This is a genomic window from Streptomyces sp. NPDC054932, assembly GCF_053610205.1.
Genome location: NZ_JBSGXU010000017.1, coordinates 54,985 through 77,232 on the forward strand (window position 1 = coordinate 54,985; position 22,248 = coordinate 77,232).

At 70.8% G+C, this 22,248-nt stretch carries 23 protein-coding genes and 1 pseudogene; 9 read left to right on the forward strand and 15 right to left on the reverse strand.

The features are described from left to right. Positions 1-34: 34 nt before the first annotated feature. The gene (locus ACWGE1_RS07495) at positions 35-1,588 is read right to left on the reverse strand and encodes a carboxylesterase/lipase family protein (RefSeq protein ID WP_453419610.1); all 1,554 of its coding nucleotides are present in this window, start codon (positions 1,586-1,588) and stop codon (positions 35-37) included. 108 nt (positions 1,589-1,696) lie between these two features. After that, on the reverse strand, positions 1,697-2,134 hold the full coding sequence (locus ACWGE1_RS07500; RefSeq protein WP_453419611.1) for a hypothetical protein: 438 nt from the start codon (positions 2,132-2,134) through the stop codon (positions 1,697-1,699). Positions 2,135-2,226: 92 nt separating this feature from the next. Between ACWGE1_RS07500 and ACWGE1_RS07505 the strand changes: the two genes are divergently transcribed. Together ACWGE1_RS07505 and ACWGE1_RS07510 are read left to right on the forward strand one after the other, a co-directional pair. After that, the gene (locus ACWGE1_RS07505; RefSeq protein ID WP_453419612.1) at positions 2,227-2,565 is read left to right on the forward strand and encodes a PadR family transcriptional regulator; all 339 of its coding nucleotides are present in this window, start codon (positions 2,227-2,229) and stop codon (positions 2,563-2,565) included. After that, positions 2,562-3,245 (forward strand): permease prefix domain 1-containing protein, encoded by a 684-nt coding sequence (locus ACWGE1_RS07510; RefSeq protein ID WP_453419613.1) that lies wholly within the window; start codon positions 2,562-2,564, stop codon positions 3,243-3,245. The genes ACWGE1_RS07505 and ACWGE1_RS07510 overlap by 4 nt, the downstream gene beginning before the upstream one ends. Positions 3,246-3,372: 127 nt before the next feature. Here ACWGE1_RS07510 and ACWGE1_RS07515 read toward each other — a convergent pair whose 3' ends face one another. Next, a complete protein-coding gene (locus ACWGE1_RS07515; RefSeq protein WP_453419614.1) occupies positions 3,373-5,736 on the reverse strand; it encodes a macro domain-containing protein in 2,364 nt (787 codons plus the stop codon). Between the two features lie 239 nt (positions 5,737-5,975). Between ACWGE1_RS07515 and ACWGE1_RS07520 the strand changes: the two are divergent. Continuing rightward, positions 5,976-6,249: pseudogene (locus ACWGE1_RS07520) on the forward strand (MFS transporter); the annotation flags it as partial. A 121-nt stretch (positions 6,250-6,370) separates the two neighbouring features. On the opposite strand, the gene ACWGE1_RS07525 reads toward ACWGE1_RS07520, so the two are convergent. Next, positions 6,371-6,589, reverse strand: a complete 219-nt coding sequence (locus tag ACWGE1_RS07525) for an I78 family peptidase inhibitor (RefSeq protein WP_453419615.1) — start codon at positions 6,587-6,589, stop codon at positions 6,371-6,373. 185 nt (positions 6,590-6,774) lie between these two features. Between ACWGE1_RS07525 and ACWGE1_RS07530 the strand changes: the two genes are divergently transcribed. Both ACWGE1_RS07530 and ACWGE1_RS07535 read left to right on the forward strand, forming a co-directional pair. Next, complete coding sequence (locus ACWGE1_RS07530) at positions 6,775-7,335, forward strand: CchlQ (RefSeq protein ID WP_453419616.1); 561 nt, start codon at positions 6,775-6,777, stop codon at positions 7,333-7,335. A 171-nt stretch (positions 7,336-7,506) separates the two neighbouring features. Continuing rightward, entirely contained in the window at positions 7,507-7,833 is a 327-nt protein-coding gene (locus ACWGE1_RS07535) for a GYD domain-containing protein (protein WP_453419632.1), read from the forward strand. Positions 7,834-7,872: 39 nt separating this feature from the next. On the opposite strand, the gene ACWGE1_RS07540 is transcribed toward ACWGE1_RS07535, so the two are convergent. The 3 genes from ACWGE1_RS07540 to ACWGE1_RS07550 form a co-directional block, all read right to left on the reverse strand. Further along, positions 7,873-8,784, reverse strand: coding sequence for a hypothetical protein (locus ACWGE1_RS07540; protein ID WP_453419617.1), 912 nt, complete (start codon positions 8,782-8,784; stop codon positions 7,873-7,875). Between the two features lie 86 nt (positions 8,785-8,870). After that, a complete protein-coding gene (locus ACWGE1_RS07545) occupies positions 8,871-9,236 on the reverse strand; it encodes a peptidase inhibitor family I36 protein (RefSeq protein WP_453419618.1) in 366 nt (121 codons plus the stop codon). Between the two features lie 163 nt (positions 9,237-9,399). Beyond that, the gene (locus ACWGE1_RS07550) at positions 9,400-10,071 is read right to left on the reverse strand and encodes a TetR/AcrR family transcriptional regulator (RefSeq protein ID WP_453419619.1); all 672 of its coding nucleotides are present in this window, start codon (positions 10,069-10,071) and stop codon (positions 9,400-9,402) included. 64 nt (positions 10,072-10,135) lie between these two features. On the opposite strand from ACWGE1_RS07550, the gene ACWGE1_RS07555 reads away from it, so the two are divergent. Continuing rightward, positions 10,136-11,668, forward strand: coding sequence for a monooxygenase (locus ACWGE1_RS07555; protein WP_453419620.1), 1,533 nt, complete (start codon positions 10,136-10,138; stop codon positions 11,666-11,668). A gap of 92 nt (positions 11,669-11,760) precedes the next feature. Here the strand turns inward: ACWGE1_RS07555 and ACWGE1_RS07560 are convergent, their stop codons facing one another. Both ACWGE1_RS07560 and ACWGE1_RS07565 read right to left on the reverse strand, forming a co-directional pair. Beyond that, entirely contained in the window at positions 11,761-12,753 is a 993-nt protein-coding gene (locus ACWGE1_RS07560; protein WP_453419621.1) for an alpha/beta hydrolase family protein, read from the reverse strand. Next, a complete protein-coding gene (locus ACWGE1_RS07565) occupies positions 12,750-13,670 on the reverse strand; it encodes a zinc-binding dehydrogenase (protein ID WP_453419622.1) in 921 nt (306 codons plus the stop codon). The genes ACWGE1_RS07560 and ACWGE1_RS07565 overlap by 4 nt, the downstream gene beginning before the upstream one ends. Positions 13,671-13,759: 89 nt before the next feature. On the opposite strand from ACWGE1_RS07565, the gene ACWGE1_RS07570 reads away from it, so the two are divergent. Further along, a complete protein-coding gene (locus ACWGE1_RS07570; protein WP_453419623.1) occupies positions 13,760-14,680 on the forward strand; it encodes a LysR family transcriptional regulator in 921 nt (306 codons plus the stop codon). 45 nt (positions 14,681-14,725) lie between these two features. Here ACWGE1_RS07570 and ACWGE1_RS07575 read toward each other — a convergent pair whose 3' ends face one another. The 4 genes from ACWGE1_RS07575 to ACWGE1_RS07590 all read right to left on the reverse strand — a co-directional run bounded on the left by ACWGE1_RS07575 (position 14,726) and on the right by ACWGE1_RS07590 (position 17,846). Then, complete coding sequence (locus ACWGE1_RS07575) at positions 14,726-15,814, reverse strand: sensor histidine kinase (RefSeq protein ID WP_453419624.1); 1,089 nt, start codon at positions 15,812-15,814, stop codon at positions 14,726-14,728. Beyond that, a complete protein-coding gene (locus ACWGE1_RS07580) occupies positions 15,807-16,502 on the reverse strand; it encodes a response regulator transcription factor (protein ID WP_453419625.1) in 696 nt (231 codons plus the stop codon). Before ACWGE1_RS07580 ends, ACWGE1_RS07575 begins: the two co-directional genes overlap by 8 nt. 9 nt (positions 16,503-16,511) lie before the next feature. After that, positions 16,512-17,222 (reverse strand): VanZ family protein, encoded by a 711-nt coding sequence (locus ACWGE1_RS07585; RefSeq protein WP_453419626.1) that lies wholly within the window; start codon positions 17,220-17,222, stop codon positions 16,512-16,514. A gap of 78 nt (positions 17,223-17,300) precedes the next feature. Further along, the gene (locus ACWGE1_RS07590) at positions 17,301-17,846 is read right to left on the reverse strand and encodes an SMI1/KNR4 family protein (RefSeq protein ID WP_453419627.1); all 546 of its coding nucleotides are present in this window, start codon (positions 17,844-17,846) and stop codon (positions 17,301-17,303) included. Positions 17,847-18,102: 256 nt separating this feature from the next. On the opposite strand from ACWGE1_RS07590, the gene ACWGE1_RS07595 reads away from it, so the two are divergent. After that, positions 18,103-19,080 carry a magnesium transporter CorA family protein gene (locus ACWGE1_RS07595; RefSeq protein ID WP_453419628.1) on the forward strand — a complete coding sequence of 326 codons (978 nt, stop codon included), beginning with the start codon at positions 18,103-18,105 and terminating at the stop codon, positions 19,078-19,080. 11 nt (positions 19,081-19,091) lie between these two features. Here the strand turns inward: ACWGE1_RS07595 and ACWGE1_RS07600 are convergent, their stop codons facing one another. Together ACWGE1_RS07600 and ACWGE1_RS07605 are read right to left on the reverse strand one after the other, a co-directional pair. After that, positions 19,092-19,823: a hypothetical protein gene (locus ACWGE1_RS07600; RefSeq protein ID WP_453419629.1), complete on the reverse strand. Its 732-nt coding sequence runs from the start codon at positions 19,821-19,823 to the stop codon at positions 19,092-19,094. A 77-nt stretch (positions 19,824-19,900) separates the two neighbouring features. Next, positions 19,901-20,584 (reverse strand): TetR/AcrR family transcriptional regulator, encoded by a 684-nt coding sequence (locus tag ACWGE1_RS07605; protein WP_453419630.1) that lies wholly within the window; start codon positions 20,582-20,584, stop codon positions 19,901-19,903. 194 nt (positions 20,585-20,778) lie between these two features. Between ACWGE1_RS07605 and ACWGE1_RS07610 the strand changes: the two genes are divergently transcribed. Further along, positions 20,779-22,218 (forward strand): M6 family metalloprotease domain-containing protein, encoded by a 1,440-nt coding sequence (locus tag ACWGE1_RS07610; RefSeq protein WP_453419631.1) that lies wholly within the window; start codon positions 20,779-20,781, stop codon positions 22,216-22,218. The last annotated feature ends 30 nt before the right edge of the window (positions 22,219-22,248 follow it).

The window sequence follows — 22,248 nt, forward strand, 5'->3', positions numbered from 1 at the left end:
GGAAGCCGCCGCGGTCCACCGCGCCTTCGAGCTGCTACCTGCCGAGCAGCGGCAGGGCCGGGAACATGTGGTCCTGCCAGATCAGGCGGGAGGCCTCCTCCGGGTAGGCGGCGAGGGCCGGCCGGGTGTCGAAGAGCCGTACGAGACGCTGCTCCGTGTCGTACGCGGGCCAGCCGGGGTCGCCGTGGGCGGCGAACGCCGTCCAGGCGGCCCGCATCCGTGCGGACAGCTCTTCCGCTTCCGGGGTCGGGCTCTCGCCGATCAGCACGGCGGGCTGGCCACGGTCCAGGTTGCCGAAGACGAGAGGTACGTCGAGGCCGTGGCAGGCGCCGAGGGCGCCGCCCATGCCCGGGGCGGACCAGGTCAGCTCGTAGACGTGGGCGAGGCCGCCCGCGGCGGTCTGGGCCCGCGCGAGGTGGAGGGACGGCATCCGGAACAGCCAGTCGGAGTTGACCAGTTCGTACAGCTCGTCCGGGCCCGCGGTCGGAAACGCGTCGCGGTAGCGGTGTGCGGCGTCCCGGCCGGGGCCGAAGACGCGCAGGGCGGTCTCCGCCTGCTCCGGGGTGACCTGGCCGAGCAGTCCGTCGAGCGCGGCGAGCAGCCGCGTTTCGTCGCGGGTGTGGCCGACGAGGAGTTCGACGTCCCGGGCGGCGCCGTCGGCCAGGGCCTGCCAGGGCGTGACCGGCAGGACGTCCCCGTCGACGACCGGCGAGAACGGGATCGCCCGGTGCCCGACCGGACCCCAACTGTCCGCCCACCGGTCCATCTTGGCACCGACCGCGTCACCGGCGGCGGCCAGCCGGGCGGGGTCGACCGCGGACAGGTCGCCCACCGTGGGCCCCGTCCCCAGCTCGGCGGCACAGGCGGCGGCGATGTCGGCGGCGAGCTCCGGTGAGAAGAACGTGCCCTGCACGCTCTGTGCCACGGCCCGGCCGAAGAGCCCGGCCGCGCGCGGCATCGCCAGCAGCGCGGCGACCGACCCGGCGCCCGCCGACTGGCCGAAGACCGTGACACGGTCCGGGTCACCGCCGAAGGCCCGAATGTTGTCGCGCACCCATTCCAGGGCGGCGACCTGGTCCAGCAGGCCCCGGTTGGCGGGCGCCCCCTCGATCTGCCCGAAACCCTCCAGGCCCACCCGGTAGTTGAACGTCACCACGACGACACCGCCGTCACGCGCGAGGCGGCCGCCGTCGTACTCGGGAAGACCGGACATGCCGATCGAGTAGGCACCGCCCTGGATCCACACCATCACCGGCAGCGCTGCGCCCGGGCCCGGGCCCGGTTCCGGCGACCAGACGTTGACCGTCAGCCAGTCGTCGCCCGCCGCGTCCCGCGCCAGCGCGTCCATGCCGAAGTGGCCGCCTTGAGGGGGCGGCGGGCCGTACGCCACCGCCTGCCGCAGCCCGTTCCATCCCCGTACGGGCCTCGGTGCGGCGAAACGCAGCGGGCCGACCGGCGGCTCGGCGAACGGGATGCCGCGGAAGACCGCCACACCCTCCTCGCGGCTGCCGCGCAGCACCCCACCCGCCACGCGGACCTCGGGCTGGGATTCGGACGGCTCGGACGGCTCGGACGCGGTAACGGTCATCACGGCTCTTCCTCGGGCGGCCTGGACGTTCCCGGATCATCCCGCTGCCGCACGATGCGTGCCAGTCATTTAGGGAGGGCACGGCAGGATCCGGGAGAGACGGCCTGGTCACGCTCCCGTGGTGGAGCCGGGACGGACGATCATCAGCACGACGACGATCGCCCAGAGCAGGTTGAACACGCCGGTGACCATGGCCAGCCGGGCCGCCCCCGGCTTCTCCGGACTGCCGATCAGCCGCTGCTGTCCGGGGAGGATCGCCAGGGCCAGCACGGCTGCCGCGGCGGCGGTGAGCACGATCGAGGCCAGTAGCCACGCATCGGTCAGGACCCCGAGCTGCGCGCCGGTGGCGACGCCGAAGACGGGTACGGCGACGCCGAAGACGGCGTAGCCGCGGCAGATTCGGTGCAGCACCTTCGCCGTCTGCAGTTCCTCGCGGGCTGCGTCCGGAGTGCGGGCGTAGCGCGGGAACATCGATGCCGCGACCGCGATCGGCCCGATCGCCAGGATCGCCGCCAGAACGTGTACGGACAGGAGCAGTTTGGTCACCGGGGCTCTCCGGAATCTCTCATGGATCGGCTACCAATAGATTGTCAGGCAACCTATACGACGACTGCACCACTTGGGTAGGCTGCCTGACCATGAAGGTCAGTGATGTACGCGGGCACCTGGACGGGCTGGTGCTGTCCGTGCTCGAAACGGGCCCCCTGCACGGCTACGCGGTGATCACCGCGGTCCAGGAGCGCAGCAACGGCGTGCTGGAACTGCGCAAGGGCACTCTCTACCCCGCACTGAACCGGCTGGAGCGGCTCGGCCTGCTGAGCAGCCACTGGGAGTCCGTGGGTGAGCGCCGACGGCGCTGCTACGAGCTGACCGACGCCGGCAGGCGCAGCCTGGACACGGAACGGAAGGTGTGGCGGGAGTTCACCGCCGCGATCGGCTCGGTGCTCGAGCCGGTGCAGCCGGGGGCGGCGACGTGAGCGCCACGAACACGGCCGGGGATCGCTCCGATCCCATCGAGGCCCACGTGGCGGAGCTGGCCGCCGTCCTGCGCGGCGCGGACCGCGAGAAGGTGCGGATGCTGGCAGAGCTGCGTGAGGGACTGCTCGACGCCGCGACGGACCTGGCCGCCGGGCGCGAGCGGCCCGATCGCGAAGCGGCGCGGGAAGCGGTACGTCAGTTCGGCAGCGTGAGCGAGCTCGCACCGGCCTTCCAGCGCGAACTCACCCTCGCCCAGGCCCGGCTCACCTCCCGCAGGATCCTGCTCCTCGTGCCCTTCCTGCTCCCCTGCTGGTACGCGCTCGCGACAGCCGGAGCCACCGCCCACCGGCTGCCGCACGCGGCCCACCTGCTGCTCGCCCACCTGGGCGGAACCGCTGCCGCCGCCGCGCTGGCGGCAGCGGCGTTCCTGGCCGCCACCGGCCCGCTCGCCCGCCGACTGCCCACCCCCGACCGGCTGCCGGTGATGGTCGCCTGGACGGGCACCACCGCGGCGGTTGCCCTGGCGCTGAGCGCGTTCACGCTCACCATCGCCTCATTGCTGACGGCGAACTGGCCACTGTGCGTGCTCGCGGGCGCGGTCGCCATCGTCTTCCACGCGAAGATCGCCGCCGCCGCCCGCACGTGCCGCCAATGCGGCCGGCTGCCGGTGGCCGTCTGACACGGGTTGCCGTCTGCCGGTCGAGGTGTCTCCGCTCTCGGACCACCGGAAGCCAACGGAAGCCACCGGAAGCCAACGGAATTCGCGCGGCACGAGCCGGAGGAGTGCGATCCGCGATGCCCGTGGGTCAGGAGACCACGGGAGACGCGTCCACTTCTGTCAGCTTGACCGTGAACAGCCCGCTGCGCTCGCTCTTCACGTCCGTCACCTTGAGCTGCGTGCCCGGTGTGAGGATGTACTCCTCCTCCCCGGTGAAGGCGGAGAAGCTCCTGATCCCGACCGCCCGGGCGGGCGTCACCTCGAAGAGCGTCCGCTTGCCGCGGCTGCCCAGGAAGGACCGGGCCACGTTCGGCTCGGAGGTGCACGAGGAGACGCCCCACCAGGTGACCGTCCGACCCACCGGGTACTGCGCCCGCAGGTCCAGCGACACACCGCGCCACAGCGGCTTCGTGTGTGCGGGCAGTCCTGAGACCGCCGAGAACAGCAGCCGCAGGTACGGCAGGTAGGGCGTGACCCTGGTGCGGTCCGGGGAGCGCAGGACGGCGTTGATCTCGCGGTAGAAGGCGGACTCACAGGTGTAGAGATAGAGCGCGGCGATCGCGTCGGCGGACAGGCTGCCGGACGTCTCGTCCGCCCGCCGCTTGCCGAAGTGGTGTGACCGGTCGATGTGTCCGGCGAGCCCCGACAGTGTCTCGGCGACCGGTGCGACGGCGTCCTGGAAGCCCATCAACGGAGTGTCGAACACGCCGGTGATCGCGGGGAGGACCAGGCCCTCGTCCTTGACGCTGGTGAGCCGCTCCAGGTACAGCTGGTGCAGGTTCATGGTCGACTCGATGAAGGCGCCCATACGTGCCGCGACTCCCCCGTCCGCACCGGCCGCCCCGGCGTTCCACCCCTTGCTCGGCAGCCAGTCGATCGCATCGACACCCAGCGAGGTGAGGGCCTCGTTCACCATGGCGAAGTGGTCGCCCTCGCAGAAGATGTCGCCCTGCGCCGCCGGGTTCGCGTGGTCGATGTGCCGGACCTCGACGTCCGGGTACTTCTCCTGGAGTCGCAGGACGACCCGCTTCAGGCTGCGGGCGTGCGCCCCCCACCAGGCGAACACGATGCCGCGGTCCTCCTCGTCCGCGTCCTGCTTGGCCTTGAGGATCTCCTCGACGATCCGTTCGGCGACGGGCCGCCAGAACGCCGTGTGCTGGTCGGCACCCATCGCTCCGTCGCCGCTGGCGGTGAGAGAGGCGTTCAGCAACAGCACGCCCTGCGTCAGCATCGCCTGGAACCACTCCGGCGGCTGGACGGTGTCCCGTTCCTTCAACAACGCGCGGACATCGGCAACCGGGGTCTTCTTCGCTATGCCGTACTTCCACATCGCCGCCGCCTTGATGATGCAGCGCATGCTGACGACCCTGCCGAACTGGCTGTCCTTCCAGTCACTGAAGGTGTTGTCGAACATGGCGATGCCGGTGGCGCTCTCCGGCCGCGGGTAGGGGTTCTGGCCGAAGGCGACGACCTTCCACTTGTGCGGCGGGTTGGGCTTGAGAGCCTGGAAGGTCAGCTCGCGGACCGGCACGACCTCAGGACTGCGCCCCTTCCCGATGAACCGGGCGGCGTCCGGCAGCCCTTCGATGACCGGCTTCAGGAGCGGAAGCCAGGGCTCACCGCCGCCGTTGAAGAGTTCGGTGAGGGCCAGGGGGTCGTTCGCGTCGGGCTGTGCCGGCGCCGGCGTGTTGTGTGCGTCAGTCATGGGTGAGGAGCTCTCGATCGTCGTGGTCGGGGTCTGGCCGTCGCCGGCAGGATGGGCAGCAGGATGGCCGGCGGGGACTGACTCAACGGCCTTCGGCGGCACGATGCGTACCCGCTCCTCGACGGGAGCGTTCTCGATGCCGTTCAGCTGCGTGATGATCGTGGCGCGCAACTCGTCGTCGTCCTCGAACCAGTGGTCGTGGAAGAGCGTGTAGCCGGTCCACATGAGATTGGCGCACACCCTGGCCGGTACCCGACCGGTCTGCGCACCCATCCCGACCAGAGCCACGGAGCGGATGCTGCCCGGCACCTTCCGGTTCTGCCGGTGGACGGCCTGGAACGCTGCCGCGCACGCCAGTGCCACGTTCAGCGTGGCGCTCACGTTCTGCGAGGACTGCACCATGGTCGGCGTCGATATCAGGTACCGCGGGGTGGTTGCACCCGACGGAACGCACACCGCGCTGCCCACCGGGAGGGCTCCGGCGAACCGATCGCGGATCGCGCGCTGCACGCGCAGCTGGATGCCGGATCCGAGGTGGCGTTTGATGGCGGCGTCGACCCCGCCGTCCATCCGGCCCCGGGAGTTCGTCGGGGTGACCCAGGCGTCGACGTCCTCACCGAGGATCGAGCCCTTGCGGATCTCGATGCCGGGGGTGTCCGCGAACGCCGCCCGCCACGCCTCCACCACGCGCTCGTTGACGTCCGTCAGCACCACCCTGAGCGTGGGCTGAACACTGCTCTCGGTCATCGTCCACTCCTGTCGGGAAACGGCCCGTTCAATACCCCGAACGTAACCGCCACCACTGACAACGGAGCTCGGAGGCGGTGGTGATGACCGGCCGTCACAGCTGCGGAAACGTCCCGTCGGCCGACCTGCGGGTCGCTGGGACGGCCGGGACCGTACGGGCGGCGCCAGGTGTGTCGCCGCGGGTACGTCCGACAGCCGCGCGCAAGCTGGGACCTGTCCGCGGTGGGGCGGAGCGCGTGAAGATCTTTCCCATGGAGACCGCGCCATGGCCATCGCCTTCTTCTACGCCCTCGGCACCGCGGCCGGCGGCATCAGCGGCCCGCTGATCCTCGCCGACCTCACCGGGTCGGGCGTGGTCGGCGACACGGCACTCGCCTTCCGGATCGGCGCCGCGCTGATGTGCGCCGCCGGCCTCGTGGCGGCCTTCCTGGCGGTCAAGGCCGAGCGCGCTCGCTGGAGGACATCGCCGAGCCGCTGTCAGTGGCGAAGCCGACCCCGGCGGGCCCGGAGTGACACGACCTCCATCAACGCCGCCGGGCTCGGATTCCGCCCGTAGTCGGACCAGCCGTGCCCGCGTCCCCCTCGCCCTCCCCTCCCCGGGACCCGGAGTCCGCCGAGCTGCCCGCCCGTACGGTCACCCGATCCAGGCTCGCCGCACTCTGCCGTCCTCGACCTCGAGGTTCAGCCTGCCCTCGGCGTACTCCATGGTCAGGATCGTGCCGGGCGGGACCATGCGCAGGGTCGTCCAACCGCGCCCGCGTGCCCGGCGTTCGGCTTCGCCGGCATCGAGACCCGCGTAGCACGCCGGATCGTCGTCGGGGGCGGGCAGGGAAGCGGAAGCGGAAGCAGTCATGCTCTTCACCTGCCCCACTGTGCGCTGCGGTATCCCTGCGGGCCGGAGCAACGGATGACGGTGCGTCACCGGATCGGCTTCGCGCCCCGGATGTGGCATGGTCGGCCCCCGGCGTCGGGCATGATCTGCCGGACGGGGAGGCGCGGGGGCGCGCCCATGCGGCACACGGACCTTGGGGGCACGAGGTGGAGTGGGGAACGCTGGTCGCCACGCTGGGCGGCGGAATGATCGCGATAGCGGGCACGGTGCTGGCCGACCGCCTGCGCACGCGTCAGGAACACCGCCGCAGCCTTCAGGGGCGCCGCCGGGACGTCTACACGGAGTTCATCGCGGCGGCGGGCGCGGCCCACACCGAACTGCGCCGCCTCGCGCAGGACGGCTCCGGATCGGCCGACCTGGAGGAGGCGAGCCGCGCAGCGCTGACCGACACCCGCATATACGAGGTGCGCGAGCGCCTGTTCATCGACGCCAGCGCCCGGATCGCGGCCACGGGGCAGACCATGTTCGAACGCCTCCGCGCCCTGCGAAAGACAGTCGCGTCGGGCGCCGGCATCTCGACCCCGGCCTTCCACGACATCTACCACCCCTACCTGGACGCCGTCTGGGCCTACCGCGAGGCCGTCCGCAGCGAACTGGAGGGCTACGCCCTCACCCCGACCGACTTCGGCTGGTCGGCGTGGGACGGCCGCGAGCGCTGCCCGCACTGCAGCGAACACGGGGCCGACACGCCATCCGGTCAGCGCTGACCCTGCCCCGCAAGGTCCGGCGGTCCTTCGTCCCGGGCTCCAGTGGTCCCGTCCGCGGAACCACTGGGCCCGTTGGCGCGCCGGTCACGCCGTTCGGGGGATGTGCGGGCCGCATCCGGCTCGCTTCCCGCTCCGTCGGGGCATCCCTGGTGGGGACGAAAGGGAGACATGATGCCGCTCTATCTGTCGAGGTTCAGCTACACACCGGAAACCTGGGCGAGGCTGGTCGTCCACCCCGAGGACCGTTCACAGGCCGCCCGGTCGTACATCGAGTCCGTCGGCGGGAAGCTCCACGGCTTCTGGTACTCCTTCGGCACCCACGACGGCTACAACCTCTGGGAGGCTCCGGACAACGTCTCCATGGCCGCGGTGGCGCTGGCGATCAGCGCAGGTGGCGCGCTCAGCTCGTTCGAGACGACCGTTCTCCTGAGCGTCGACGAGACGCTGGATGCCCTGCGCAGGACGGAGCAGGTCCGGTATCGCGCTCCGGGCGAGTAGGGGCCGTCAGGCTCGGGCATACCTCTCACCTCGTATTGCTCAAGGCTTCAGCCGCGCAATCGCTTCGGCGTTGAGGCGCCGGAAGTCCGCGGCCTCCGCCCGATGGCGCTCGATCCAGTGGCGCGCGGCGGCCTCGTGCAGGCTGCGGTGGGTCTTCGAGCGGCCCACCTGCGCGTCGCATTCGGCTGTGGCGACGGCGAGCGCAAGGGCCTGGTCGTGCGGGAGGGTGGATGCCTGGACGCGGGCGTCCTCCGGGGTGGCGAAGGGGTGGTTCCGCGCGCGTACGCAGATGCTCCAGAGGGTGGTGGCCTCCTTGTACCCGTCGCTCTTCCCGACCTCTTCGTCCACGAACCGGAAGCGGGCGTTCACGAAGGTGTCGGCGCGGGCCCATGCCTCGTAGTCGCCGAACAGTCCGGTACGGGCCTCGGCGAAGCACCCGGACGTGGGGTGCTCCATGGTGCCGGCTTCGGGGACGCCGACCTTGATCGTGCGTTGTCCCGGAGGTCCCATCAGGGCCTTCTCCCATGCGTCGCGCCGCTGGGGGGACAGCTCCGCGAGGTACGCCTGCTCCTGGAGCTCCGCGCGGGACGCCGACCGCGCGGCGGCGGTGCCGGGGTCCGGACCGAAGCCCTCGCGCCGGGCGCGGGGCACGTCATCGAGCGTCAGGTCCCGGCTCCTCGTGGCGGCCTCGGCCCGCAGTTCCGTGAGGTCGGTGGGGTCGTAGAAGAAGGAGAAGCCCTGGCGGGCCATGCAGTCCCGTACCGAGGCCCGTTCGGCATCGGCGAGCAGCGCCCTGCTCTCGGCGGGCAGGTCGAGGTCGTCGGGCCGTGTGGACACCACCTCGGATGAGCGCGTCGCGGGGGCCGACGGGGCGGAGCAGGCGACGGCCGTGACGACGAGCGGGGACGCGGCGAGGAGGATCAGGGCCCGGGTGGTGGCACTGCACATCATGGAGTCCTTCCAGTACCCGTTGCGGACGTGCGGGCGGCGAGGGCCGGGAACGGCCCCGTACCGCCCGCACGCGGACATGGCGCCTGTCAGCAGGCGGACACCTTGCTGAGGGACGCCAACTGCTTCGCCGGGTTGTGCTGGTACCACAGGGTTCCGGGACGGGAGCAGGCGTAGACGGAGCTGCTGGTCCGGTTGGGCTGGTGGTGGAGCTTCATGGCGTACGACGACATGCGGTTGAAGGAGGAGTTGTCGTTCTTGTACACGTTCCCCGGCACAAGGTTGGAGTTCCAGCTGAAGGGCTGCCAGAACCCCGTATGACTGGAACCTGTCCACACGCAGTAGTTGCCGGACGGGCAGTCGTGCGGGACAGCCTGTGCGGGGCCGGCGGCGAGGACGCCCCCGACGAGGAGCGCGCCCACGGCGGACGCCACGGAAACCGTCTTCTTGAACACGTAGCCACCTCGGTCGATGGAGGTACGGAAGCGCCCGGCGGCAGAGCGTCGGGCGAACTCCAGGCTCGGCCGCCGACAAGGACACGTCGACTCGATTCGGTCTGACCCGAAACGAGGACGGACGGTGGTGCGGCTTTCTCCATCGACCACGCGGCACGCTCCGTCAGTGCTGTTGTCGCAGCGTGCGCAGCCCCTCGATGAGCAGCCGCAGGCCGAACTCGAAGTGTGCGGTGAAGTCCGTGCTGGTGAGCACGGGCAGGGTGGCCGTGAGGTGGGGGTACGAGCCGGCCGCGACGGCGTCGGCAAGACGGCCCGGGTCGGCGGATGCCTCTGCGCCCGGCTCCGGAGCGGCGGCCTGCTCCTCCAGGGTGTGGCCGACGGTGAAGTTGGCCATCGCCATCAGGGCGCGTACCGCGTCGGCGTCTTCGAAGCCGGCCTTGCGCAGGACGCCGATCGCGGTGTCGGCGAAGTGCAGGGTGTGCGTCCCGGTCGAGTGCGTGCCGGCGAAGACCCGGGCGCCGTCCCGGTGGGCGAGCAGTGCCGTACGCATCGCTCCGGCCAGGCCGGCCAGCTGCTCGCTCCAGTCTCCGCCGGCCGGATCCCCGGGCGCTTCCACCTCGGACAGCATCCGCTCCGCCATCGCGGTCAGCAGCTCCTGCTTGGTGGCGAAGTAGCGGTACAGCGCGCCGGCCTGGACGCCCATCGCATCGGCCAGACGCCGCATGGTCAGCGCGTCGAGTCCGGCCTTGTCCAGCAGGTCCAGGGCCGTCTCGACGGTGCGTGCCTGGTCCAGGCGCGGAGGGCGCCCACGTGTGCGGGTTGACGGGTTGCTCATGGACGCCACTATAGTGAACATCGTTCACGTGAACGTTGTTCACTAAATCGTGGAGGTCACGTCGATGGACACCGATGTACTTGTCGTGGGCGCGGGCCCGACGGGGCTGATGCTCGCCTGCGAGCTGGCGCTTGCAGGCGTACGGACCCGGATCGTGGAGCGGCGCAGCGAGCCGCAGCGTGATTCACGGGCCCTGACCCTGCACCCGCGCAGTGTGGAACTGATGGACATGAGGGGTCTGGCACCCCGCTTCCTCGCCGTCGGAAAGCCCGTCCCGGGCTGGCACTTCGCCGGCCTCGACACCCGGCTGGACTTCGCCGCCCTCGACTCGCGCCACGGCTACACCCTCTTCCTCGCCCAGGCCCGCACCGAGGCGCTGCTGGAGGAGCGGGCGGCAGAGCTGGGCGTCCGCATCAGCCGCGGATACGAGACCACCGGGCTGTGCCAGGACGCCACCGGCGTCGAGCTGGAGGTGCGCGGACCCGGCGGGGCCGTCGACACCGTACGGGCGCGGTACGCGGTCGGCTGCGACGGCGGACGCAGCGTCGTACGGCGGGCCGCCGGCATCGGCTTCCCGGGCACCGACGAGACCCTGACCGGCATGCTCGGCGACTTCGCGGAGGTCGACGCGGATCCTGCCGTCCTCGCTGCCGCACGGGCCCGCGGGGTGCTGATCGTGCCCCTGGAGGGCGGGCTCACCCGGATCGTCTGCATCGATCCGGAGCGGATGCGGGTTCCGGCCGGGGAAGCGGTGGCGCTGGAGGAGTTCCGTTCCGCACTGACGCGGCTCTGCGGCTCCGACTTCGGCGTCGCTCAGCCGCGCTGGCTCTCGCGCTTCGGCAACGCCACCCGCCTCGCCGCCGCCTATCGGTCCGGTCGGGTCCTGCTCGCCGGGGACGCCGCTCACGTCCACTTCCCCGCAGCCGGTCAGGGACTGAACACGGGCCTGCAGGACGCCATGAATCTGGGCTGGAAGCTGGCCGCCACGGTCAACGGATGGGCTCCGCCGGGGCTGCTCGACACGTACGACGCCGAACGCCGCCCCGTCGGACGAGCGGTCACCAAGAACACCGAGGTCCAGGCCCTGCTCGCGGAGCTGGCCCTCGTACCGCAGTACGAGCGGCCCGCCGCCGCCCTGCGCGGGCTCCTGGACGAGCTCCTGGCCCTGAAGGACGTCAACCGGCTCCTCGCGGGACGGATCTCCGCACTGAGCACCTCCTACCCGCCCCCGAGCGCCGACAGCGACCGCGACACCGACCCGGACCCGCTGGTGGGTCGGCGCATGCCCGACATGGGTCTGTCCGCTGCCGGTACGGAGGCGACACGCGTCCACGAACTGCTGGCCCGGGGGCGCTTCGTTCTCCTCGACCTCACCGCAGACGCGAATCCGCCGCAGTCCCTCGCGCCCGGATGGCGCTCACGGGTCACCGGTCATGCCGTCACACAGCACGACGGGCATGCGGACCTGCACGGCGTGACCGAAGTGCTCGTCCGCCCCGACGGGCACATCGCCTGGGCCACCCGCGCCACCGATCTCGGCGTCCGCGGTGCAGAGCGGACCGCCGCACTGACCGCGTGGGCGGGCACACCCTCATGAGACGACGCCTCATGAACGTGGAGTCCGTGCCTCCGCGTTCCCGGACGGCGGCGCTGCACCGGTGATGAGGACGGCCTTCCCGGTGGAGCGGTTCATGTCGGCGTTCCCGTCAGGGTGTCCGCGAAGTGGTCGCTGAGGCGGGGCAGCCAGTCCGGCCGAGCGTTACCGAGGAGGTGGTCGCCGTGCGGGACGGACAGGTAGGTGCCGTGCGGCGCCAGACGGGCCAGTGGCTCGCCGTTCGTCACGCCGGGGATGACGTCCTGACCACCGTCCACGACCAGCAGCGGGGCCGCGATGCGGGGTGCCAGGGCCGCGAGGTCCACGTGGCGTGCGAACTCGCGGGCGGCGCCGGATCCACCGGCGCGTTGGGCCATGATCACCCGTACCGGCGGGGGCAGTTCCTCCCAGTCGAGGCGCAAGGGACCGCTGACGGTGGCGACGGCCGCGACGCGCGGTTCCAGCGCCGCGGCCCGGGCCGCGAAGTAGCCGCCCAGGCTCAGGCCGACGAGCCCGATGCGTGCGACGCCGAGGGCGTCGACGACCCGGCCCACGACCCGCTCGTAGTCCGGCACGAAGGTCGTGGTGGCAGCGAGTACGCCCTGTCCGGGGCCGTCCATCGCGAACACCGCCAGTCCTCTGGCCAGCAGCGCGGACACGAGATCGAGGAACTCCTCCTTGGCCGAGTCCAGGCCGGGGACGACGACCACGGTCCCCGGTGCGTCGGAGGGGCCACGCAGCCAGCCGGTGAATCCCTCGCCGCTCACGCGCCGCGCACCGGGCTCCAGCACGGTGAGGGCTCTGCTCATGGCGTCATCCGCCGCGACGGCAGCGCGCTGCGCTTCCGGGTACGGCGCCAGGGTCGCCAGGTGGAACCACCGGGCCGCCGTCAACAGGTACTCCCCCACGGAGCGGGAGGATCCCGCGGCCGCCGCGCGCTGGAGGTAGCCGTGTCCGGTGCGGAGGAAGGCCGGCCCCCAGTCGTCGACGGAGGCGAGGCCATCACTGACGCGCCGGTACTCATGGGGGTCCACGCCAACACCGGTGGCACGGGTCCACTGGGCGGCGGCGAACTCGGCGGCGCTCATCGTGCTCCTCCTGTCAGCAGGACGGCCTTGCCGCGTATCCGGCGCTCGCGCAGGTCGACCAGGGTGTCGGCGGTCCGTGCCCAGTCGGCGATGCGGCCGATCTCCGGATGCAGCCGGCCCTGTTCCACCAGGCTCACCAGCGCCGAGAGATCGGAGGCGTACGGGGCTCCGGCGTAATGGAAGTGCTGGATCGTGACGCGCTCGGGCCCGCCGAGGAGTTGGAAGAAGTCGAGGGACACCGGGGTGCGGCTCGCCTGGCCGAACCAGACGAGCAGGCCGCCCGGGCGCACTTTCGACAGGGCGAGCGGGAGATCCGGCCCACCCGTGGACTCCAGCACGACATCGAACGGCCCCTGAGCCGCCCCGACCTCGTGCACCACCTTCGCGCCCAGTTCCGCGAGCCGCTCGCCTCGCGTCGGCGTGGCCGTCACCGCGGTCAGCTCGGCTCCGGCCCCCACGGCGAGCTCGGTGACGTAGTGGCCGACGCCACCTGAGGCGCCGGTCAGCAGCACCCGCCGGCCTGCCAGGGAACCGGCCGTACGCAGCAGTCGCAGGGCAGTGATCCCGGCCAGGGGCAGGGCCGCCGCCCGTGCGCTGTCAATGCAGTCCGGGAGCACCGCGAGCGAGTGCGCGGGTACGGCGGCGTACTCGGCCCAGCCGCCCTGCGCCGGGTGCCCGACCACGCGGGTGCCGATGCCGGGGCCGGAGCCGTCGGCTGCCGCCTGTACGACGAGCCCTGCGATGTCCTTGCCGGGCAGCAGCTCCGGCCGGGGGTTCTCGAGAAGGAATGTCTCGCCCCGGTTCGGGGCGAACGCCTCGACTTTGATCAGTGCCTCACCGGGCTCGGGCACGGGCTGGGAGACCTCGGCGAAGGCGACCGGGCACGCCGCTTCTCCCGTGGGAATCAGTCTTTGCATGGAGAGCATGCAACCCCCACGGCCGCCCCGCGATCCAACAACGAACGAGCAAAGCCGACAACTTCTGGTTGTCGCCTATGGTGGGAGCCATGGATCTCGATGTGGCGCAGGTACGTGCCTTTGTGCGCACCGCCGAGGAACTGCACTTCGGCCGGGCGGCCGGGACGCTCGCAATCTCCCAGCAGGCGCTGTCCAAGAGGATCGCGCGGCTGGAATCCCTGCTCGGCGCCGCGCTGTTCCGGCGCGGCGGCAACGGCGTACGCCTCACCGAGGCCGGGCAGCGCTTTCTCGGGCCGGCCCGGCAGACCGTGGCCGCCGCCGACGCCGCGGTCGCGGCGGTGTCGGGGAAGGACCATCCGCTGCGTGTGGACGTCTGGGGGCACCTGTACGCGCCGATGCGGACGCTGGCCCGGGTTGCCGGACGAGCCGGGGAGCTGGCGCTGGGGCACGGGCGCGACCTGTCGTCGGTGACGACGGCACTGCTGCACGGCGACATCGACGCGGCGTTCGGCCGGGTCCACCCTCCGCTGCCCGCCGGGCTGACGCACCGGCTGGTCCGCCTCGAACCGGTGGACGCCGTACTGAGCGTGGACCACCCGCTGGCAGCCGAACCGGCCGTGCGGCCGGACCAGTTGTGCGACAGCGTGCTGTGGGCACCCGGTGCGCTGGACCGGCTCGACTTCCTCCACCGGTTCGCCGACCGGTTCGGCATCCGGAGCAGGGCCACGAGCGTCAACCTGGGGCTCGCCCACTTCCTCGCGGAGGTGGCGCAAGCGCCGAGCCGCTTCTCGCTGGTACCTGCCGATGTTCCGCTGCCGCAGGTCCCCGGATTGCGCTCCGTCCCGCTGATCGATCCCACGCCGCTGTACGCCTGGTCGCTGCTGTGGCGCTCGGGAGACGGACACCCGGCGTTGAACGGCCTCGCCGCCGCCTGCGCCGAGGAAGCGGGGCGAAGCCGATGGCTGGAGTACTACCCGACCCGCGACTGGCTGCCTGAACCACCCTCATGAAGCCGCCCCGGTCGCCCGCCTGCAGCAGGCCGGCTCGGACACAACCTAGCGTGCGCCGGGAAGCCGGACCGTGACGAGGAGACCGCCGGCGGGGCGGGGGACGAGGTCGAGGGTCCCGTAGTGGGCGCGGACGATGCTGTGCACGATGGCCAGGCCGAGGCCGAGGCCGACGCCGGCGTGCTCGTCGGTGCGCACGCGTTCCGTTCCGCGCTGGAAGGGTTCGGTGAGGGTCGGTACCAGTTCCGGTGGGAGCCGGCGGCCCGTGTTCTCGACCCGCAGCACGCTCGTGTCGCCGTGCGGCTCGGTGTGGACCGTCACGGTCCCCCCGCCGGGGAGGTTGTGGACGATGGCGTTCTGGACGAGGTTCGTCACCATCCTGAGCAGGAGCTCCGCGGAACCGCTGGTCCGGGCCGCGACGCCGGTGACGTCGAGCGTGATCCGGCGCTGTTCGGCGAGGGGAAGCAGCGTTTCGGCGGCTTCTTCGGCGATGAGGGAGAGATCGACGCTCTCGCGCGTGAAGCTTCCGCGGTCGCCGCGGCTGAGCAGCAGGAGGGCCTCGGTGAGGTCGATCGCCCGCGTGTTGACCGCACTCAGGCGTTCGATGAGTTCGCCGCGGTCGCGCGTGGGATCCTGGCGGGCGACGTCGAGGAGGGTCCGCGAGATCGCCAGTGGGGTGCGCAGTTCGTGGGAGGCGTTCGCCGCGAACCTCTGCTGCTCGGCGACGTGCGACTCCAGTCGTTCGAGCATCGAGTCGAACGCGTCGGAGAGTTCACGGAATTCGTCCTGGCGGCCCTTCATGCGGATCCGGTGGGACAGGTTCCCGGTCCCGGCCGTGCGTGCCGCATCCGTGATCCGGGTGAGTGGGGCGAGCATCCGGCCGGCGAGGAGCCATCCCCCCAGCAGGCCGAAGACGAGCAGGAAGACCAGGCTTGCGGCGGTGGCGGGGGCGAAGGAGTGCAGGACGAACGAGCGGTTGGGGGAGAGCCCGTCCGGGGTTCTGACCGTGCGCTCGGGTACGTAGCGCAGCAGCGACACCCACACCGCGGCCAGCACGAGAGCGCCCGCGACGAAGAGGAATCCGGCATAGCTGAGGGTGAGTTTCAGTCGGGCGCTGAGCCCTGGGCGTCTACGCATGCGTGGTGCCGGGGTCGGTGTTGTCCGTACGGGTGTCGATCCGGTAGCCGACGCCGGGGACCGTGGCGATGATCCATGGTTCGCCGAGCCTTTTGCGCAGCGCTGAGACGGTGATGCGCACCGCATTGGTGAGGGGGTCGACGTTCTCGTCCCAGGCCCGTTCCAGTAGTTCTTCGGCGCTGACGACCCCGCCCTCGGCGGCGACGAGGACCTCCAGCACGGCGAACTGTTTGCGGGTGAGCGCGACGTGGCGTCCGTCGCGGAAGACCTCCCGGCGGAAGGGGTCGAGCCGCAGGCCCGCGATCTCGCGGACCGGGGGCCGGGCGTAGGCGCGTCTGCGGTCGAGCGCCCTCAGCCGCAGGACGAGCTCCCGCAGGTCGAACGGTTTGGTGAGGTAGTCGTCGGCGCCGAGCCCGAACCCGGAGGCCTTGTCGTCGATCCGATCGGCAGCGGTGAGCATGAGGATCGGGATGCCGCTGCCGGAGGCGACGATGCGCCGGGCGACCTCGTCGCCGGAGGGGCCGGGGATGTCGCGGTCGAGGACCGCGAGGTCGTAGGAGTTGACGCCGAGCAGTTCCAGCGCCGAGTCGCCGTCGCCCGCGATGTCGGCGGCGATCGCCTCCAGCCGCAGGCCGTCACGGACGGCTTCGGCCAGGTAGGGCTCGTCCTCCACGATCAGTACGCGCATGTCCGAAGCCTAAGCAGCACTCGGTGCCGGCGCGGGACGGGGCCGGTCCGACGGCGCTTGCTCCGTGGTGGTGCGCCACCAGCGGCGCGACGCCAGCCCGGCCAGCACGGCGCCGGCGGCGTTGACCAGTACGTCGTCCACGGAGGACACCCGGTCCAGCTGCAGGACGTACTGGGCGGTTTCGATCAGGACCGAGCAGCCTGCGCCGAGCGCGAGGATCCGCGGTGCCGACGCCAGCGCCGCGAACCGCATCGGCGCGAAGAACCCCAGCGCCGCGAAGACCAGCAGGTTGCCGACGATCCCGACCGACCCCATCGTGAGCAGGTCCCGCACCGGTACCAGGCTCACCCGGCCGGGGACGATGCCGGCCCCGGCGCCCGGCATCATGGTCATGTGGACGAACGGCAGCGTCCCGTGGACCATGCCCACCTCGGCCAGCGACATCCGCCAGGCCGATGCGACACCGGCGGCACGCCGACGGCGCGCCAGAGCCCACACCACCAGCAGGGCCGGCGGCACCGCGACCAGCGTCATGAGCACCACACCGTTGAACGTGTCGAAGCAGCCGTGCCATCGGCCGGCCATGCACCTCGGAGCGGACATCAAGAGCGGTCGCCGCACGAGGAACGCGGCGCTCGCCGTGGCGAGGATCGCCAGGCCGATGAGCACGATCCTGCGCGTGCGGCGGGGTGGTGCTGACGGGGATGCGTCGTGGTTCATGCCCCCATTTGAAACGGAGGGCCGTTGCGGTGGCGTATGCGATTTCCGATACGCCCGCGATACACGGCAACTCGGAGGTCAGCCCGGTCCGCTGTCGAAGGGTTCGTAGCGGGCGTCGGCCTCGGGCCAGGTCGGTTCCATGAACGGGGCGCGGTCGAGGCCGTCGAAGCAGCGCATCAGGAAACCGGTGAAGGTGCCTTTGGTGCGGTACCACTCCCCGCACTCACTGCCGATCACGATCTCCCAGTTGTCCGGATCCGGGTCGGAGGTCAGGAAGTAGTACTCGCTGCTGTGCTCGTCGCTGCCCCAGCCGATGAGCCCCCCGGGGTCGGGATGGAAGGGGAAAGGGTAGGCGTTCTCCAGTCCCCTCCGTGCGTCGCGCCAGCCCTCCAGGGACCAGAAGTCCTCGACTTCCGCGGGGGTCATGAGGCCCGTCGGCCGGTCCAGGTGGAGGTACCCGTCGAGGGTCCCCGGCCCGTACACGTCCATGAAGGCCTTGTAGTCCGCGGGCAGCGTGAGACCGAGGTGCCGTTCGGAGGCCTCCCAGACCTCTCGGCGCGGCCATCCCCAGGCCTCCTCGGGCTCACCGAGCAGTTCCTGAAGGCGCTCCCATGGCGACGGCATGTCTTCCCTCATCCCTGATGTGCGACTGGTACGGAGCATCATCAGGCCTCCCTCTGACAACGGGCACGGCCGGAAGACCGGGGCTTCACACATGGGCCTCACATGGGCCTCACACATGGGCCTCACCGAGGCCTCACCTGTTCGAGGTGCATTGCCGCGCGAACGCCTCACCGGGTTTGCGTCGCACCGCTGCACGTACAGGCTGGGAGGCAACGCATCTGATGGCAGACGACGAGGGGCAATGATCGTATCGGTGATGTCCATGCCGAACGGCACCATGACGCGTACCCACGTGTCCGAGGCACGTGAGCGTCTCGCGACATCCCCCTTCCTGCTCGTGGACGTGGAACTCTCGGAGAAGACCTTGCCCGCCGGGCAGCCGCTCGCGCACCTGCTGGGGCTGGAGGTCGCGGACCTGGCATGGCTCGGCCGGGAGGGCGAATCGGCCCGGGCCGAGTTCCTCGGGGACAGCGCCGCGTTCGTCGTGCCCGTGATCGAGGCCGGCCAGGTCATTCACGTCCATGTCGTGGTGACCGAGCGGTACCTCGTCACGGTGCACCGGGGGGCGGTACGACTGATCGAAAGCCTCACCGCCCGTTTCCCGAACGAACGTCCGCCGGACGCCGTGGCCATGCTGTTCCTGCTGTTGGACGAGGCGCTGGAGACCTACCGCGGTTCCGCCGTCCAGGCCCTGCTGGACGTGGAGGACCTGGAAGACGAAATGTTCCGTCAGCGACAGCCCGAGCAGGTCTACCGCCTGGCGCGGCTGCGGCGTACCGCGGCCCTCCTGCACCACACGCTCCTCCCCTACCACCGGGTGACGGAGGAGACGGTCACCCGTCGCATGATGAGCGGCAGCTTCCCCGAGGACCGCCAGCGGCTGGTCCGTGAGTACCAGCGCACTGCGAGGTTGGTGCTCACGGACATCGAGTCGCTCCAGGAGGCGGCCCGACGCGCCTTCGGAAGCTACTCCTCCCTGGTGTCCGCCGACCAGAACGGCGTGATCAATCGCCTGGCGATCGTGTCGACGATCTTTTTGCCGCTGACCTTCCTGACGGGGTTCTTCGGCATGAATTTCGCCTATCTGACGGACGAGCTGGAGAGCGGGGCCGTCTTCTGGATCCTCGCCGTCGGCCTGCAGGTGGCCTTCCTGGCCATCGCGCTCTACACGCTGCACCGCACCGGTCTGTGGCGGAGGCTCCGGAACGACGACGATCGTCTCGACGACGAGTAGGGCAGGCGGCGTCACCGTGGGCTCGTCAGGCCGTTCGGACGGTGCTCCGCGTCCGGGGGAACGGCGGCGAACACCGCGCCACCGACGGCCCGCTCCAGGCGGTATCGCCTGAGCACCCGGTCGAAGCGCGCCCGGCTGCCGGGCACGGCTCCGCGGAGGTCGGCAATGAGCGCGCCGTCCGGCACTCGTGCGACGAGACCGGTGACCACCGGGTCCGTGCCGGGGCGATCACGGAGTTCGGCTGCAGGATGCAGCGGCAGCTCGGGGCCGTCCAGCTGCAGCAGGTCCCAGAAGTCGTCTGCGTACGGCTGCACGCCTTCCTCGAAGCCCGTCTCGTCGACCAGGTCCTCCGCGGTCCCGATCAGGCGGTCGAGCCAGCGCGGCAGTGAGTCGGCCTCCACGAAGAGTCCGCCCTCCCGGTACTGCATCAGCACCTGCCCCCACCGGCCGTCGGACTCGATGTCGACCCAGGTGACCCCACCACCGCCGTCGTCGGTGACCAGCCAGTGCGGGTGCGGGAGACCGTGGTCGCCCGCCTGCCGCGGGTGGCCGGTCAGCACGAACTCCACCGGCGGCACCGCGAAGCCGCCCAGTCGGCCCACCAGTTCGCGCGTCGCGGTCGGCACCGGGACGGGCCAGCGGTCGAAGTCGGCCTCGGCTGCGCCGGGTTGCAGCGCAAGGTCGAACGGGACGCGGGCGGCCAGAGCCCGCAGTCGCTTCACGAGGGCGTCACCGGAGATCATCCGCCCACGCTACCGCCACCCGTGCCGGGACCGCCCGGACGGTCCCAGGCGCCCTCCGAGCGAGCCGGAGCTCCCCGTCATCGCAGGTAGCGGGCGACGAGCGCATCGACACCGGCGGCCAGTTGCTCCTCCCCGCCGCGGACGGCCAGAGCCGGACCGAGCGATCGGAGGAGGGGGAAGTCCTTGAGCGGGAGGCGGTGCAGGCCGAGCCGGAAGGCCGGATCGGATTCATCGGGATTGTCCACCACCTCGCGCAGCTCGACGACGATGTAGCCCAGCACCCAGGAGATGAACGCCCGGTACAGCTTGAGCGTGGTCTCCTCGTCCAGCCCCGCCGTGCCCAGGAGGGCGAGCAGACGTTCGTGGGCGCGCAGCACGGCGGGGGGCCTGCGGGTCATGGGGACCGTGAAGGGGCGGACGGCCACCAGGGGGATGACGTGGGGGTGCGCGAGGGCCACTCCGTACATCGCCTTCGCGGTGCCCAGCAGCGCCTCGCGCCAGGGCGGCGCCGCCTCGCCCCTCGGGTCGGAGACGGCGGAGGAGGCACCGTCCAGCGCCTGCTCCAGCTCGATGAAGAGGTTCTCGACGAGGCCGTCCAGCAGATCGTCCTTGCTGGGCGTGTACCGGTAGAGCGCCATCGTCTCCACACCGAGCTCGCCGGCGACCCGGCGCATGCTCAGGCCGTCGAGCCCCTCGTCGTCCACCACGCGGAGCGCGGCTTCGAGGATGCGCTGGCGGCTGAGCCGATTGCGGACGGGCATGGCCGCACCTCCGGAGTTCCGACTCCCGACTACCGGCTCCCTGCTCCCTGCTCCTGGCAGCCGGCTCACCTTGACGACGGCTTCGCACAGGTGGAGCCTGTATATGTACAGCATAAACGGATGGCGTCCGTATACGCCCTAAACGCGGTCCTCACACCGCGTTCTGTGATCGTCCGAGCAAATGAGTGGTCGCCATGCGACACACGAGTACGTTTCCCGTGTCACGTCATTCTTCCTGCGCCGGTCCCTGCCCGGCCCCGCTGTCCCCCGACGCGCTGGCCCAGCTCTACGCCGACTATCTGGACCTGATGAAAACGGGTCGCCTGCCGGACTACACCACCTTCGAGGACTACTACTACACCTGGCGCTCCACCCGGCGGGCGGAAAAGCTCATCGGCCTCGACGACGGTGCCGTGCGGGTCGAACCGAGTGCGGAGCGGCAACTGATCACACGGCCCGACCAGCAGCTCAGGGGGGTCATCAATACGCTCGTGCTCCTGGTCGACTTCCCCGACAGACCGCACGAGCCGAGCCACCGCCCGGGCCACTACGAGCAGCTCTTGTTCAGCACGAACTCGCTGCCGACCGGCAGCATGCGCGAGTTCTACCGCAAGATCAGCGGCTTCGACGAGTTCGGCGCCACCGGCATCGACGTCCAGGGCGAGGTGCACGGCTGGTTCCGCCTGCCACAGCCGCTCTCCTTCTACGCCGACGGCAACTCCGGGCAGGGTCTCTTCCCCCGCAACTCGCAGGGCATGGCCCGGGACGCGGTGAAGCTGGCCAAGGCCGAAGGCATCGACTTCCGACCCTACGACGTGCTGGGCGAGCACACGGTCACCGCGCTGTTCGTCGTGCACGCCGGGCCCGGTACCGAGCAGACCAAGAGCCGGGACGACATCTGGAGTCTGAAGTGGGGCATACCAGGAGGCGTCGCCGTCGGCTCGGGCCTGACGGTGGAAACGTTCCTGACGGTGCCGGAAAACTGCGCGATGGGTTTGTGCGCCCACGAGTGGGGCCACCTGGCGGCGCGTTGGGCCGACTATTACGACACAGGCCGGCTGCAGGCGACCAAATCCAACGGCCTGGGCAACTACTGCCTCATGGCAGCGGGCAATTGGGGAAACTTCGGCCTCACGCCGGTGTTCCCCAACGGCATGCTGCGCATGTTCCACGGCTGGGCCGTCCCGAGGCGCATCACGAAAACCGTCAAGGACGTCGTGCTGCAACCGGCGGCGGAGGGCGGAGAGCTGCTGTTCATTCAGAACGCGGACACCATGACGGAGACTCAGTACATCCTCGTCGAATACCGGCGACGCCGGGGGCAGGACGCGTTCCTGCCGGACGCCGGCATTTCCGTCTACACGGTCGACGAGGCGATCAGCAATGTGAACGAAGAGGACCATCTTGCGATCGAGCTCCTGCAGGCCGACGGCCGTCGCGACCTGGGGGCGGTCTTCGGCCTGGGCAACCGCGGCGACTCGAAGGACCTGTATCCCTCCCTGGGAAACAGGACCATCGGCGCATCGACGAACCCGGCACTCAATCTGCCCGACGGCAGATGGTCGGGCGTCACCATCGAGGTCGAGGGCAATCCTGACGACGACGAGATGGCCGTCGACATCCTCATGGAGTGAGAGCGAACGGGTGTGGGGCGAGGGCGGTCC